A 13,988-nucleotide genomic window follows, 5' to 3' on the forward strand; every position below is an offset into this window, starting at 1 on the left:
TCGTTCAAAAAAATTTACTTCTCTATATTCCCTTGCCACTCTACCATACCTGGAATGACATTTTTCACATTTAAATAACCTTTCTCATTCAACATTTGGCAAGCTATATCACTGCGATTACCAGTTCGGCAAATAACATAAATTTGCTTCGTCTCATCTAACACTGCGCTGTCTAATTCACCTAATGGTACCGAAATGGCGGATGGAATATGGCCAAAAGCAAATTCCGCTGCTTCGCGAACATCTAATACAATGCTCTCTTCTCCATGAGACAATATAGACTGTAATTCTGCATTCGTAATTGTATGAGGATATTTCACAACTTCATTCACTTCATGCTCGTTTGCTTTCCTAACATAATGCACCAATACATCCCCCTCTTGTTTCGTCCCGATATATTGATGTCCTACTTTACTCGCCCAACTTTTTATATCTACCGTAGATCCTTTATCTGTTGCCTTAACTTCAATCACTTGCCCTGGTGCCAATCCTTCTATCGCCTTCTTCGTTTTCACAATAGGCATCGGACAAGCCAAACCTTTACAATCTAAACTCATATCCACTTTTATACTCATAATCGATTCCTCCACAATCCATATACATATACCTGCAGGGGTATATTAAAACGTTTTTGAAAATCTGTCAACAATTATGTTTGACAGATTATCGGCTTTTTACAAGTAATTGAACAGCTTCTTTAATTAACTCTTCATTTGAACCATTACCACTTTCAAACTGTTCACGCAAACATTGCTCTAAATTCGTTCCAACAACGAGCCCAATTGTACGATCAAGGGCAGAACGAGATGCTGTTAACTGTGTAATAACTTCTCGGCAATCTTTTCCTTCTTCCATCATACGAAGCACACCACGAACTTGACCTTCAATACGTTTCAATCTATTTTTCATATCTTGATTATATTCCATTCTATAATCACCTCATTACCATTATGTCACCATTTATAACCTATGACAACATATTATACCCTATAGGGTATTTTGTAAACCCCTATTTTTAATTTTTGTCTTATATGTTCGCAAACCAAAAAATAATACCTTAATCTATAGATTTTCATCTTCCACTAAATCTTGAAGTAGAAGATGAAAAATATCAATATACAACACGTTCTGGCAATACTGTCCCATACAACTTAAAACCACCATCTACATTCTTTACCTTATATCCCTTTTCCATTAACATACGCGCTGCAACATACCCTCTCATACCAAGTTGGCAAGTGATATATATTTCTTTGTCCATTGGTACTTCATCCAATCGATCACGTAATTCATCTAACGGAATATTAATAGAGCCTTTAATCATTCCCTGTTTTAGTTCATTAGGTTCTCGAACATCAATAAGGTACCCACCATTTTCAACAATGTGATCTATTTCATGCCATTGCACTGTGTCCACAAAACCATCTACTATATTACTTGCAGCATACCCCACCATGTTTACTGGATCTTTTGCAGAAGAATACGGCGGGGCATATGATAATTCTAAATCTGGTAAATCGATTACAGTTAAATTTGCCTTCATTGCCGTTGCAATAACATCGATACGCTTCTCTACTCCATCACGCCCTAAAGCCTGTGCTCCGTAAATTTTTCCGCTTTCTTTATTAAAGATTAATTTTATTAGCACTGGCGTAGCATTCGGATAGTATCCCGCATGAGAATTTGCCTGTACATGTACTACCTCATAGGGTATATTTAATCGTTTTAATATTTTCTCATTTACTCCAGTCGAAGCAACTGTTAAATCAAAAACTTTAGCCACAGAAGTTCCCATCGTACCTTTATATAAAGACTCCGTATGACCATGAATAATATCTGCTAACATGCGACCTTGACGATTAGCTGGCCACGCTAAAGGAATCATCGTTTCTGTTTCTGTAACAAAATCTTTCACTTCAATCGCATCACCAATTGCATATACATATGGGTCAGATGTTTGAAATTTCTCATTTACCTTTATCGTTCCTCTAACTCCTAATGCTAGTCCTGCAGCTTTCGCTAAACTACTCTCTGGTTGTACACCAATTGCTAAAATAATCATATCTGTTTTTATAAGTGAGCCACTTTTTAAACGTACAACAGTCCCATTCTCTTCTAACGCATCTACACCATCTTCAAAAACAAGCTCAACATTGTGCACCTTCATATGCTCATGTACATATACTGCCATTTCATAATCGATTGGTGGCATCACTTGATTCGCCATCTCTACAAGAGTAACTTCAATCCCACGTTCTCTTAAATTCTCAACCATTTCCACTCCAATAAATCCACCACCAATAACCGTCGCATGACGTGGTTTCTTCTCATCAATATACGCTTTTATACGATCTGTATCAGGTACATTTCGTACCGTAAACAACGCCTTTGCTTCTTCAATGCCCGGAATAGGTGGAACAATTGGTTTCGCCCCTGGTGAAAGAATCAAAACATCATATTCCTCGTTATATGTTTTACCTGTAGTTACATTCTTTATAGTAATTGTTTTCTCTTCTTTATTAATCTTTACCACTTCACTCAATACACGTATATCTAAATTAAAACGCTTTGACATCCTTTCAACAGTTTGTACTAATAATTTTTGTCTTTCTGTAATGACACCGCCAATATAATATGGCAATCCACAGTTTGCAAATGAAATGTATTCACCGCGTTCAACCATAATAATTTCATCTTCCTCACTTAAACGACGAAGCCTTGCAGCTACTGATGCCCCGCCGGCAACTCCGCCTACTACAACTATTTTTCTGGACATATTTTAAACCTCCATATTATTTAATTTTCTCATGTACCACAAAAACATATACCCGTATGGGTATATAATAGAGTATAAAAAATTTAATTTCAATCAATATGTCTTTCTTTCACAAATTTGAAACAAATAAAAAAGAACTTAGATATCTCCAAGTTCTTTACGAATGAAGCAATCCATCGTTCCATTTTCATACTTCCTATAATCTCTTTGTAAAACTATACTCCATGTTCCCGCCTAGTGCTGCAGCTGTATCACCAGTTTCTCTAAAATCATGTGTATATATTTTTTCAAATGAATCGAAATCTACTTGCTTATAAAATTCAAAACAAGGGAATCCATCATGCTCTCCTTGAATATCAATACTACCATCCTTTTTCACACATACATGTAATAAATAATCTACAGGAGGTGCATATATATTTAATGGATTACTTGCACTCGCACTCATTTTAAATTGCACACCACCAGGATTCCATACGATATTCGTGCACACAATATTTTCAGTACTCGCTTTTCCTGTTCTTTTATTCACAGAACCATCTGGATTCGTAACCTTCTCTGTCGTAATACCCGTGTTCGCATATGAAAACACTTCTTCTTTATAAAAATCCACTACTACCTCTTGCTCAACTCTAGAGCGCATCGCATTTACCGCATACGGTGTGAATTCACGTGAATCACCTTCGAATTGAATTACTTTTCCTGTTTCCATATCCTTCTTAGCCTCAGTCCAAGACATTGGAATAAATACACTGGCTCTAATTTTCACGATATTAGTCATAAGAAACACCTCTATAATTTTATTTTAGATACGGCATAATCTTGAGTAAAACAGCCCACAATCTCGCTATCATAATAAATAGCTTTCTCTTTTACGCTTGCTACTTCCTTCTGAAAAATAGCGCTATATTTACAGCTAGATTATCGTTTTAAAGCTATATTCCATCTCTCCAGCTAGTGCTGCTGGGGTATCATCCGTTTTTCTGAAATCATGTTTGTATATCAATTCAAACGAACCAAAATCTACTTGTTTATAAAATTCATAGCAAGGGAAACCATCATGTACACCTTCAATATTCACAGTACCACTTTCATTAGCTCGTATAGTCAAAAAATAATCAGCTGCAGGTGCTGCTGCGTTTAAAGGATTACTTGCACTTGCTCTCATTTCAAATGAAACTTCATCTTCACTCCATACAATATTTGTACATACAATGTTTTCTGTACTTGTTTCTCCCTTTTGATACTCAATTGAGCCATCTGGATTTGTAATCTTCACGGTGACGATACAAGCATCTGCATATGTGAAAATTTCTCTTTTATAAAAATCAATATTTACTTCTTGTTCTAACCTTGAACGCTTTGTGTTCACAGCTTGTGGTGTAAACTCACGTGCATCTCCAGCATATTCAAACACTCTTCCTGTTGCAGGGTCCTTAATAGGTTCCAGCGATGCATACGGTGCAAATACACTCCCTCTAATTTTCACGATATTAACCATGTGAAACCTCCATTGATTCTATATTATATAAATCATTATTTGTTCTACCAACATAATATAGTCAACTTGATTGACTATATTATACATAGTACAATAGGTATTACATATAGTCAACTTAATTGACTACAAACGCGGAGGTTATATACATGGATCAAACATTCAACGAGTTAGATCTTACATCGCTTTTATCATTATCATTTAGCACATTAATCACTGAGCTACATGACAAATTAAGTGAATTAGGATTTGAAGATATTAGGCCAGCACATGGTTTTATGTTCAAACGCATCCTTCCTAATGGGGCAACTGGTATAGAGCTAGCTGAGTATTTGGGGATTTCCAAACAAGCTGTAAGTAAAATGGTGGATTCTCTTGAGAGTAATGGCTACGTTACACGCAAAACACATCCTACTGATAAAAGAGGTAAAATCATCGTTTTAACCGAACGTGGTTTGTCAGTAATGAGAGCAAAAGAAGAAATAGTAGCTGAAATAGAACAGCGATGGATTGAAAACATAGGTACAGAACGAATGCAAATGCTGAAAGAGGATTTAACAACATTCGTTACTAAAGAAAATACAGAGAAATTATCATCAAATATACGACCTGTCTGGTAAACAAAAAACGAATCCACTTTGATTCATATTTTTCAAAATGGATTCGTTTTCATTTCATCTTTTTCAAATACAAAAACTGTCCCATAAATACGCTCTTCAACATTATTTATGCCTGTCTCTCTATGATATCCGACAAAATCAATACCTACAGGCGGCGTAATATCAACCTTACATACCCCTACTTTGCTCATTTTAATCGCTCCATTTCTCTATATAACTCCCTTTTTTCAAGAATAGCATATTTAACTTGGTTCCAAATAAAAAGAACGGACACAGTATCCTATGTCCGTTCTTCCCCTCACACATACTTCCGATGCACCATCTTCCCATCATAAGAAAACACAACGCCCTTACTCTCCACGATGGACTCCATATGCACCGTTCTTCCCCATAGCTGATGAAGATATGGCAATACCTTTTCTAAGTATTTTAAATCGAGCTCGATTCCTTCGTAACTATGTTTAATGTATAATTCTCCGTTCTTTAAGTAGTCTCCATCTTCTACTACTAAGTACGGGAACCCACCATTTGTCCGCATATTTACGAGTTGATCACGCACATTTTCCCATTCTTTATCTATTACTTTATATTCTTTTCCTTGGCGCTGGAATAAGTACATATCTTCTCGCATAACAAGATCTTTATTTAAGTAGTTTCTTAGGAACGATACGTCCCATTCAATTTCGCGTACTTCAAACATTTTGTCACGGCCAGATCCTGGTTTTACGCCTCGTCGTTTCATTTCTTCTGTTGGATTGTTGTACCGTTCTTCAATATCTTCAAACATTTTAATACCTAGGTAGTATGGATTAATACTTGTTTTTGATGGCTGTACAACACCTGCATTTAATTTCGCAAATTCAATTGCTTCATCAGAGGTTAAGTCCATTTCGCGAAGTATGCGTTGATGCCAGTAGGATGCCCAGCCTTCGTTCATGATTTTCGTTTCAAGCTGCGGCCAGAAATATAACATTTCTTCACGCATCATCGTTAATATATCACGCTGCCAATCTTCTAGTTCACGGCTATATTCTTCAATAAAGAGGAGCAAGTCTTTCTCTGGTTGCGGTGGGATCTTCTTCTTTTTGCGTATATTGGATCGTTCTCTCTTTTTGTTTCGATCATCTAAATTCCATAGATCATCGTATTGTGATACCTTTTTCTTTTCTACTTCTTCTAAATCATCAATACTCCACGCAAGTTTGGGACGCATGAGCGACGGGTCAATGTGCTCTTGAATGGCAAGTACGGCATCTAAAAATGTTTCTACTTCTTCTTTTCCGTACTTATGCTCATATGCTTTCACCCGTTCAGCTGTCGCTGACATACTTTCTACCATATCTCGCTTCGTATTTGAAAAACGAATATTATTTTTAAAGAAATCACAGTGCGCTAAAACGTGCGCTACAATTAATTTGTTTTGAATTAAAGAGTTCGTATCTAATAAAAAGGCGTAACATGGATCAGAGTTAATAACGAGTTCGTATATTTTACTAAGTCCTAAATCGTATTGTAATTTCATTCTGAAAAATTGTTTTCCAAAACTCCAATGTGAAAACCTTGTCGGCATCCCATATGCACCAAATGTATAAATAATTTCCGCTGGACATATTTCATAACGCATCGGATAAAAATCAAGCCCAAATCCAGTCGCAATTTCCGTAATTTCCGCAATCGCATATTGCAGTGCTTTATCGTCACTTGCTCTCATTATTTTCCCTCCTTACACTTTCCCTTAAGAAAGTGTATGATGAAGAACAAGCTTTCATGAGGATTGATTGCATAATAAAAAGACACCCTCGTAAAAACGAGAATGTCTCATCTATTAACCTTCAATAATCTCCATCTTCTCCATAATTGGAGTACGAGCTTTTCCTTCTGGTGCTTTATCGAAATAGCCGATATGAAGAATTCCAACGATACGTTGGCCTCTTGTTAAACCGATTCCTTCTATAAATAATGGATTGTAGTTTAATCCGCCTGATTTCCAAACGCAACCTAATCCGCGTTCCCAAGCAAGAAGTTGGAAGTTTTGCATGAATGCACATGTTGCAGCATAATCTTCATCACGTTGAATTTGACGCGGATCTTCATTTATATATACAACGATTTGTGCAGGCGTGCTTAAAAAACGATCTGATAAAATTTTACCGCGTTTCGCTCTTTCTTCTTCTGTGAAAGAGTTTAATACTGCATCTACTAATTTCTTGCGGCCTTCTCCGATGTATAGTTTACAATTCCATGGTTCACGGTGCTTATGATTTGGTGCCCATGTTGCATCATTTAATAGTTCAATTAATAAATCTTTTTCTACTGCTTTGTCTGTAAATGTACGAACAGAGCGCCTTTCTTTAATCACATTAGCGATGGAAGTATATGTAGTCATATTTATCTCTCCCTTATTTTTATCTATATGTATAAGTTTATCGTCAGTATTGATATTGATTTTCAATTTCGATTATACCTTAGTTTTTTACTATTAATCAATGTTTTATGTTGGAAAACTTCTAAAAACGTCATTCCATGCTGTGAATAAAAAAACTTAACTTGTTCACAAGTATTTCACATTTTATGGAAATGATATGTGTACAGTTTTCCACACTATCCATCTAGGAGGAGTTTACATGTACAAAAAAATCGCGGTAAGTATGACTATGGCAGCATTATTATGTGGGATATCCACCTTCCCTACGTCCGCTGCCACACCAAAAGAAGTAACAATGCATCACCATAAACCAATTTCAGAAGAAGAAATGCAGTCGCTAGAAAAACTCGGCTATAACAAACATGAAATTTGGAAAGCTGCTCATATTGCAAGAATCAGTAAACAAGAAATAAAAGGTGTTTTATCTTACTATAAGCAAAATAAATCTTGGGAGAAAACAGCCGAGCATTTCGGTGTAGATCCAAGTAAGCTGAAAAAGCATCATATGAGTAAAGAAACAAAGCAAGCACTGCTACAACAGTTAGCAACTATGCAAAAATCCACACCGGATCAGCTAAAACAAAAAATGAAAGAATATAACATCAAATTGCGTCATCTTACTGTGTTAACAATCATCTCTCAAAAAAGCAATACCCCTCTTGATGATGTATTAAAAATGAAAAAAGATGGAATGGACATTAAACAAATTGCCGAAAAATTAAATGTAAAAAGAGAAGATATAAGAGCGGAAATGTTGAAATTAGTGAAGTCTATTAAAGAAAAGAAAACAAATTAACACGCTAAAAAGGAAGAGGTATTCACTACTCTTCCTTTTCTTTATAAACTTTCAACTTTGAAGTATAAATTTCCGTCTTTCCCAAAAACTAACACAAGTAAATGACGTATGTTAGGGGTGAGAAAATGTTCGGTTTATCATCTAAGAAATCAAAAAAGACTAATACAAAAACACTTTGTTCTATTCCAGAATTTATACAAACCATGAAAGAATCAAGCGATTTTGTCTCTTATAACATACTTAAAGATGAAACGTTGTGCTTGTTTTATTATAAATCTGTCGTGGAAGCACTTATTATTAAACAATTCATTTTAACTCCTATAAAAAAGGAATCGGAACAAATTCAAAACATCTCTGATTTATGTAATATCATCTCTATTGAAGACATTATTACCTCCCCTTCTATTGATGATATTCGTGAAAAATTATTAGGTGGATATATTTTAATACGATTAAAAAACAATGCGAATCCTGATCAATATGCTTTAATTCGTGCCGAAAGTACTGTTTTAGGAAAACGATTATATAACGATACAGAAAATGAGTATAGTGTAATCGGGCCTAAAATCGGTTTCGTTGAAAATCTTGATACAAATATCCACTTATTGCGCCGAAATATCGTAACAGAGCAACTCATTTTTAAAGAAGTTACCGTCGGATCTATATCAAAAACGAAAGTAGCAGTTGCTTATATAGAAGGAATTACAAATGAACAATTTGTCAACACCGCAATTCAACGGCTAGAAGACATTGACTTTGATGTCCCATTTGATTCAACTATGATTGAGCAATTTATTAGTGATAATAGCAATTCACCTTTTCCTGTTCTATTACCTACAGAACGATTAGATCGAGCTGTATTTGCATTAATTAATGGGGAAGTTTTAATCTTAACAGATGGCTCTCCATATGCTTTATCAGGACCAACAACGTTACTGGATTTTTTCATTTCACCAGAAGATTATTATTTACCGTGGATGATTGGATCGTTCTTTCGTATTATTCGTTTTTTCGGAGCTATATTTTCTCTTTTTTCCTCCGCTATTTATACAGCGGCTTTAACATATCATTATCAAATGATCCCTGCCGATTTACTAGGTCCTATTATTTTCTCGAGAGCTAACGTACCTTTCCCTCCTATTCTAGAAGCACTCTTTTTAGAAATTACAATTGAATTGCTCCGTGAAGCTGGAGCGCGTTTACCGACAAAAGTCGGACAAACAATCGGGATTGTTGGGGGGATTGTAATTGGCCAAGCATCCGTGGAGGCAGCTTTGACAAGTACAATTTTATTAATTGCAGTTGCTTTATCCGCTCTTGCATCTTTCACAACACCAACAGTAAAGATGTCTTCTACTATCCGGTTGTTACGCTTTCCGCTTATTCTTTTAGCCGGTGCATTCGGAGGATTAGGCCTCGCTGTCGGATTTGTATTTATTTTAGCTCATTTAATTAAATTAAAATCGCTTGGATCACCTTATTTGTTACCTTTATATCCATTTCGTGGTTTAGGTACAGCAGAAGGTTTTCTTCGATTACCATTTAGTCAAACGGCACAAAGACCTTCTTTTCTTAGACCAAAATCAAAATGGCGATATAATCCAAACAAATCGAAGCAAAAACGTGATGGTGAGAATGAATGAAGAAAATTTTATTGCACCTTATTATCATTATCTTCTTCATTTTACAAACTGGCTGTACACAAACGTATATAGTGGATACGCAGCGTATTATTCATGTCGCTGGATTTGACATCACAAAAAACAAAAGATTCCAAGGAACTATTCTCTTCCCAGAGTACACACATGGTGTAAAGTCTAAACCAGAAACTCAATCAACATCTGCCCGTTCACTTGAGACAATCGCTTCACGATTAAATGCAAAATCACCTCACAATGTCGTTGTAGGTCAAATGCGTGTCGTCCTATTTGGAAAGGCTCTAGGAGAACGTGGAATGGGAGAGATTATTACTAACTTACAACGTGACCCAAATATCGGGCGCGATGTACAACTAGCAATTGTAGATGGATCAGCTGAGGAACTTTTAAATTACGGAAAAAAAAATGGATCTTTATACATTGCTGATTTACTTGAACAAAATATCCGAAATGAGAACATTCCACAAACCGCATTAGACATTTTTTTATATAATTACTACTCTTCTGTATGTGATGCCTATGTCCCTTATCTTAAAATGGACGATAATCATTCCGTCGCTGTCAAAGGACTTGCTTTTTTAAAAGGCGATAAAGTCGTTATGTATACGGATAAAAGACATTCTGTTTTAGCAAAATTACTTATTAACCCTACGAAAAATGGACGTTACGAAGCAGCGATAACAAAGGATAAACATAAAGGTATGGTTGTTATACAAAACTTAGCTGGGGAAAATAAGTATGATATAGATCAAACTGGCGACATACCAAAAGTAAAAATCCATTTAAAATTAAATGGATTAATTAAAAACTCTCCAAATTGGATTGATCTAAGAAAAAAAACAAATATCAACTATATAAAAAAACAAATTGAACGAAATGTTGAAAAAGACTGTGAAGATTTAATAAAACAATTTCAAGAAAAGAAAATTGATCCTTTAGGAATACGAGATGAAATTAGAAGCCATACGAGAAAATGGAATATAAAACAAATTCGAAATATGTATCAAAACGTAGCGGTGGATATAAATTTAGATCTTAATATTGTACAATCTGGAATCGGGGAATAGTGAGGTGAAATGAGCAATGAATACAATGAATAAAACAAAAACTGTCTCTCCATATTTTGCATTTATTTTATTGCATTCTCTCCAAATCGGAATAGGAATTCTCGGATATCAACGTGTAATTTTGAAAAATGCAGGTTATGATGCTTGGATTTCTCTTATTATTGCAGGTATTGCAACTCATATTGTACTGTTTTGTATGTTAAAAATGCTTGAAAAAGACGGAGATTTAATTAGCATTCATACAACAACCTTTGGAAAATGGATTGGCTCTATATTTTCTGTAATTTTCACTCTCTATTGCTTATTATTTTGCCTTACTGTTCTTCGTACATATATGGAAGTAATACAAGTTTGGATCTTTCCTACCATTAAGTTATGGAAACTTACGCTTATGTTTTTGTTAGTCACTTACTACATTATAAAAGGTGGCTTCCGTTCTGTGACAGGGATATGTTTTTGGGGTATTGTTCTTCCTATGTTCGTTGTATTCTTTTTAGTCTATCCGATGAAGTATGCACATTTTCGTAATATTTTACCTATTTTTACACATTCCCCTTTCGACATACTTGTGTCAGCAAAACAATCTGCATTAGAATTTCTCGGATTTGAAACAATTCTTATCTTCTATCCCTTTATTGAAAAAGGAAAATCTTTAAAAAGATGGGCTCACGCAGGGATTGTTTTTAGCACTCTAATTTATGTAGTTTTAGCTATTGTATCATTTATGTATTATAGTGAAGGACAATTGAATCACACTATTTGGCCTACTTTAACGATGTTAAAAATAATTAAAGTTCCTTTTATTCAGCGGTTCGAATATATTATTATTTTTGTTTGGTTTTTAATAATTTTGCCGAATCTTTGTTTAACTATTTGGTCATCATGTCAAACGATGAAGCGTTCCTTTCATATTTCATTTAAATTTACACTACCATTTTTTATTTTCATCGTTTTTACAGCTTCTTTATTTTTTAAAAATCGGGAAAGTATCAACGCATTAAATACTGTACTATCTCAAGCGGGATTGTATATTGTATACGCTTATATCCCACTTTTATTTCTATTCCATTCGCTAAGATGGCGCTTCAAAAATCAGTCAAAAAAATCTTCAACCGATACACCGTAATCTCTGATACAATTTGATTAATACATTTGTAAAGGGGACAAGCGAATGAAAAAGTATGTATTTTCTTTACTTGCAGTACTGAGCTTAATTCTTGCTGGATGCGGAAGTACTGGTACAAATGACCAAAAATCTTCTGAATCAAAAAAAGAAGAACATGACCACGCATCGCACACTCAGCAAGCTGACATTCAAGAGAAAACAAAAGGAGTCGACACACTTCCTACCTTCCTAGATAAGCTTGATCCACAAATGAAAGATATCTACACTGTCGCTGGACAAAATGCAGAGCTATTAGATTGGATTCCATGCTATTGTGGTTGCGGCGAAAGTGTAGGACATAAAAATAATAAAAACTGCTTTATTCGTGAAATTAAAAAGAATGGTGAAGTTGTTTGGGATTCCCACGCAACGACTTGCGTCAATTGCCTAGAAATCGCAGTTGAATCTGCTTCCATGAAACAAAAAGGAAAATCAACGCTAGAAATTCGTAACTATATCGATAATAAATATAAAGAAGGCTATGGCAAACCAACACCTACGCCAATGCCAAAAGCTTAAAAAACGAGGAAACTCCTCGTTTTTTCTTTTCATTCACTTTTTTTCTTAACAAATTCTTTCAAGTGTATTTCCCCTTACTTATCACACACTATATATAACTCTCGGTAAGGAGGGTACACAGTGCAAACATATAACGACTATGATAAAGCTCTCTATTACACGTATTGCTGTAATTGGGATAAATTACTCGTTCTCATGGTTCAAACGAACGATCAATTATTTTCTAAGCGTATTGAGCATTTTTTACACGCTTATCAATACAGCAAGGAACTACCAGAAGTTGATAAACAATTGCAGCTCCTATTTCAATATATTGACCATGCATCCCAAAAGTCGCATGTAGAAGAAGTAGAACAAATTCAAATGTAAAATATAGCGCTATTCTCTTCCGGAGAATGGCGCTTTTTTAAAATGTTTATATCAATAAAAGTTTCTCCTTATAAAACTTTTATTGATAAACATATTTTTTCTTTCTTTTCCATACCACTTCATACTATAATTTAGTATGTAACTATTATAAGAGAGGTATAAAATATGGGACGAGAAAAAAAGCAAGAATATGCTTTACTTACCGCATGGGGAGCTTCTTTTATCGCTACACTGGGAAGTCTTTATTTTTCCGAAATCATGAAATTTGAGCCTTGTGTTCTTTGTTGGTATCAACGTATTTTTATGTATCCATTCGTTTTATGGCTCGGTATCGCTGTAGCAAAGAAAGACTATCGCATCGCAACTTATTCTTTACCAATCGCAACTATTGGTGCTTGTATTTCTTTATATCACTATGCAATTCAAAAAGTCGCAGCATTTTCAGCTGCTGGGGCAGCTTGTGGACGTGTACCATGTACGGGAGAATACATAAACTGGTTCGGCTTTGTGACAATCCCGTTTTTAGCACTTATCGGCTTTATTACAATCGCTGTTTGTAGCTTTATTGTCATCAAAAACAAATAAGGAGATGAAAGAATGAAAAAAATGCTTATATTTGGTGGTATTATTATCGCCTTGTTTGCGGCAATTTTCGCTGTAACACAAATGGAAGAAAAAAAAGCTTCAACTAGCCAAAAAATTGATAATGCTACTGGTAGTCAAACAGATGGTCCTGACTACTACACAAATAAAATCTCTCTTTCAGATCTTCAAAAGAACTTAAAAGAGAAAAAAGAAGAAACAGTATACTTTTATCAAACATCTTGCGTTCATTGCCAAAAATTATCTCCTGTCGTAGTGCCAATGGCTAAAGACTTGAACGTTGATATGAAAGTTATGGATATTGAAAAATTAGATGTTCCTTGGGATGAATATAAAATTCAAGGTACACCAACAATCATTCATTTTAAAGATGGCAAAGAAGTGAGCCGTATTAGCGGTGAACAGCCGAAAGACAAATTAAAAGAATGGCTTGAACAAACGAAAAAGTAATAAGAAAAGGAAACTCCTTCTACACATGAAATGGGCGTAAAA

The 13,988-nt window shown here is 35.0% G+C and carries 16 protein-coding genes and 1 pseudogene; 9 read left to right on the top strand and 8 right to left on the bottom strand.

The genetic code is table 11. The annotated features are described in order from the left end of the window. Window positions 1–14: 14 nt before the first annotated feature. The 5 genes from CQ064_RS24240 to CQ064_RS24265 all read right to left on the bottom strand — a co-directional run bounded on the left by CQ064_RS24240 (window position 15) and on the right by CQ064_RS24265 (window position 4,277). Window positions 15–575 carry a sulfurtransferase TusA family protein gene (locus CQ064_RS24240; protein ID WP_000023953.1) on the bottom strand — a complete coding sequence of 187 codons (561 nt, stop codon included), beginning with the start codon at window positions 573–575 and terminating at the stop codon, window positions 15–17. Between the two features lie 88 nt (window positions 576–663). Next, window positions 664–927, bottom strand: coding sequence for a metal-sensitive transcriptional regulator (locus CQ064_RS24245; RefSeq protein WP_000456206.1), 264 nt, complete (start codon window positions 925–927; stop codon window positions 664–666). Window positions 928–1,111: 184 nt separating this feature from the next. Then, complete coding sequence (gene cdr, locus CQ064_RS24250) at window positions 1,112–2,776, bottom strand: CoA-disulfide reductase (RefSeq protein WP_000087589.1); 1,665 nt, start codon at window positions 2,774–2,776, stop codon at window positions 1,112–1,114. A gap of 196 nt (window positions 2,777–2,972) precedes the next feature. Further along, window positions 2,973–3,557, bottom strand: a complete 585-nt coding sequence (locus CQ064_RS24260; RefSeq protein ID WP_000182102.1) for a DUF3238 domain-containing protein — start codon at window positions 3,555–3,557, stop codon at window positions 2,973–2,975. A 135-nt stretch (window positions 3,558–3,692) separates the two neighbouring features. Beyond that, window positions 3,693–4,277, bottom strand: a complete 585-nt coding sequence (locus CQ064_RS24265) for a DUF3238 domain-containing protein (RefSeq protein WP_000247262.1) — start codon at window positions 4,275–4,277, stop codon at window positions 3,693–3,695. Window positions 4,278–4,423: 146 nt separating this feature from the next. Here CQ064_RS24265 and CQ064_RS24270 point away from each other — a divergent pair, with 146 nt between their 5' ends. Next, window positions 4,424–4,894 carry a MarR family winged helix-turn-helix transcriptional regulator gene (locus tag CQ064_RS24270; protein WP_000372892.1) on the top strand — a complete coding sequence of 157 codons (471 nt, stop codon included), beginning with the start codon at window positions 4,424–4,426 and terminating at the stop codon, window positions 4,892–4,894. Window positions 4,895–4,938: 44 nt separating this feature from the next. Here the strand turns inward: CQ064_RS24270 and CQ064_RS24275 are convergent. From CQ064_RS24275 to CQ064_RS24285, 3 genes and pseudogenes are all read right to left on the bottom strand, one after another. Further along, window positions 4,939–5,085 (bottom strand): annotated as a pseudogene (locus tag CQ064_RS24275) (neutral/alkaline non-lysosomal ceramidase N-terminal domain-containing protein); the annotation flags it as partial. A 107-nt stretch (window positions 5,086–5,192) separates the two neighbouring features. Continuing rightward, window positions 5,193–6,605, bottom strand: a complete 1,413-nt coding sequence (gene spoVR / locus CQ064_RS24280; protein ID WP_001202719.1) for a stage V sporulation protein SpoVR — start codon at window positions 6,603–6,605, stop codon at window positions 5,193–5,195. A 114-nt stretch (window positions 6,606–6,719) separates the two neighbouring features. Continuing rightward, a complete protein-coding gene (locus CQ064_RS24285; RefSeq protein ID WP_000214818.1) occupies window positions 6,720–7,280 on the bottom strand; it encodes a nitroreductase family protein in 561 nt (186 codons plus the stop codon). Window positions 7,281–7,518: 238 nt separating this feature from the next. On the opposite strand from CQ064_RS24285, the gene CQ064_RS24290 reads away from it, so the two are divergent. The 8 genes from CQ064_RS24290 to CQ064_RS24325 all read left to right on the top strand — a co-directional run bounded on the left by CQ064_RS24290 (window position 7,519) and on the right by CQ064_RS24325 (window position 13,946). Further along, complete coding sequence (locus tag CQ064_RS24290) at window positions 7,519–8,115, top strand: hypothetical protein (protein ID WP_000276982.1); 597 nt, start codon at window positions 7,519–7,521, stop codon at window positions 8,113–8,115. Between the two features lie 125 nt (window positions 8,116–8,240). Then, window positions 8,241–9,758 carry a spore germination protein gene (locus CQ064_RS24295; RefSeq protein WP_000467487.1) on the top strand — a complete coding sequence of 506 codons (1,518 nt, stop codon included), beginning with the start codon at window positions 8,241–8,243 and terminating at the stop codon, window positions 9,756–9,758. Next, window positions 9,755–10,840 carry a Ger(x)C family spore germination protein gene (locus CQ064_RS24300; RefSeq protein ID WP_000722252.1) on the top strand — a complete coding sequence of 362 codons (1,086 nt, stop codon included), beginning with the start codon at window positions 9,755–9,757 and terminating at the stop codon, window positions 10,838–10,840. The genes CQ064_RS24295 and CQ064_RS24300 overlap by 4 nt, the downstream gene beginning before the upstream one ends. 16 nt (window positions 10,841–10,856) lie before the next feature. Next, entirely contained in the window at window positions 10,857–11,966 is a 1,110-nt protein-coding gene (locus CQ064_RS24305) for a GerAB/ArcD/ProY family transporter (protein ID WP_001095035.1), read from the top strand. Window positions 11,967–12,011: 45 nt separating this feature from the next. Then, window positions 12,012–12,524 carry a PCYCGC domain-containing protein gene (locus tag CQ064_RS24310; protein ID WP_000761026.1) on the top strand — a complete coding sequence of 171 codons (513 nt, stop codon included), beginning with the start codon at window positions 12,012–12,014 and terminating at the stop codon, window positions 12,522–12,524. Between the two features lie 120 nt (window positions 12,525–12,644). Continuing rightward, a complete protein-coding gene (locus CQ064_RS24315) occupies window positions 12,645–12,893 on the top strand; it encodes a YhdB family protein (protein ID WP_001195459.1) in 249 nt (82 codons plus the stop codon). A gap of 165 nt (window positions 12,894–13,058) precedes the next feature. Further along, window positions 13,059–13,478, top strand: a complete 420-nt coding sequence (locus CQ064_RS24320; RefSeq protein ID WP_000532267.1) for a disulfide formation protein C — start codon at window positions 13,059–13,061, stop codon at window positions 13,476–13,478. A 12-nt stretch (window positions 13,479–13,490) separates the two neighbouring features. Next, complete coding sequence (locus CQ064_RS24325) at window positions 13,491–13,946, top strand: thioredoxin family protein (protein WP_000738432.1); 456 nt, start codon at window positions 13,491–13,493, stop codon at window positions 13,944–13,946. The last annotated feature ends 42 nt before the right edge of the window (window positions 13,947–13,988 follow it).

Origin of the sequence: Bacillus sp. MYb78 (genome assembly GCF_002975115.1) — a bacterium.
Taxonomy (GTDB): Bacteria; Bacillota; Bacilli; order Bacillales; family Bacillaceae_G; genus Bacillus_A; species Bacillus_A cereus.

Excerpts from the sequence above, each read along its gene's own strand:
- CQ064_RS24240 (WP_000023953.1), bottom strand. The coding sequence starts at position 575 with ATGAGTATAAAAGTGGATATGAGTTTAGATTGTAAAGGTTTGGCTTGT.
- CQ064_RS24245 (WP_000456206.1), bottom strand. The coding sequence starts at position 927 with ATGGAATATAATCAAGATATGAAAAATAGATTGAAACGTATTGAAGGT.
- cdr (WP_000087589.1), bottom strand. The coding sequence starts at position 2,776 with ATGTCCAGAAAAATAGTTGTAGTAGGCGGAGTTGCCGGCGGGGCATCA.
- CQ064_RS24260 (WP_000182102.1), bottom strand. The coding sequence starts at position 3,557 with ATGACTAATATCGTGAAAATTAGAGCCAGTGTATTTATTCCAATGTCT.
- CQ064_RS24265 (WP_000247262.1), bottom strand. The coding sequence starts at position 4,277 with ATGGTTAATATCGTGAAAATTAGAGGGAGTGTATTTGCACCGTATGCA.
- CQ064_RS24270 (WP_000372892.1), top strand. The coding sequence starts at position 4,424 with ATGGATCAAACATTCAACGAGTTAGATCTTACATCGCTTTTATCATTA.
- spoVR (WP_001202719.1), bottom strand. The coding sequence starts at position 6,605 with ATGAGAGCAAGTGACGATAAAGCACTGCAATATGCGATTGCGGAAATT.
- CQ064_RS24285 (WP_000214818.1), bottom strand. The coding sequence starts at position 7,280 with ATGACTACATATACTTCCATCGCTAATGTGATTAAAGAAAGGCGCTCT.
- CQ064_RS24290 (WP_000276982.1), top strand. The coding sequence starts at position 7,519 with ATGTACAAAAAAATCGCGGTAAGTATGACTATGGCAGCATTATTATGT.
- CQ064_RS24295 (WP_000467487.1), top strand. The coding sequence starts at position 8,241 with ATGTTCGGTTTATCATCTAAGAAATCAAAAAAGACTAATACAAAAACA.
- CQ064_RS24300 (WP_000722252.1), top strand. The coding sequence starts at position 9,755 with ATGAAGAAAATTTTATTGCACCTTATTATCATTATCTTCTTCATTTTA.
- CQ064_RS24305 (WP_001095035.1), top strand. The coding sequence starts at position 10,857 with ATGAATACAATGAATAAAACAAAAACTGTCTCTCCATATTTTGCATTT.
- CQ064_RS24310 (WP_000761026.1), top strand. The coding sequence starts at position 12,012 with ATGAAAAAGTATGTATTTTCTTTACTTGCAGTACTGAGCTTAATTCTT.
- CQ064_RS24320 (WP_000532267.1), top strand. The coding sequence starts at position 13,059 with ATGGGACGAGAAAAAAAGCAAGAATATGCTTTACTTACCGCATGGGGA.
- CQ064_RS24325 (WP_000738432.1), top strand. The coding sequence starts at position 13,491 with ATGAAAAAAATGCTTATATTTGGTGGTATTATTATCGCCTTGTTTGCG.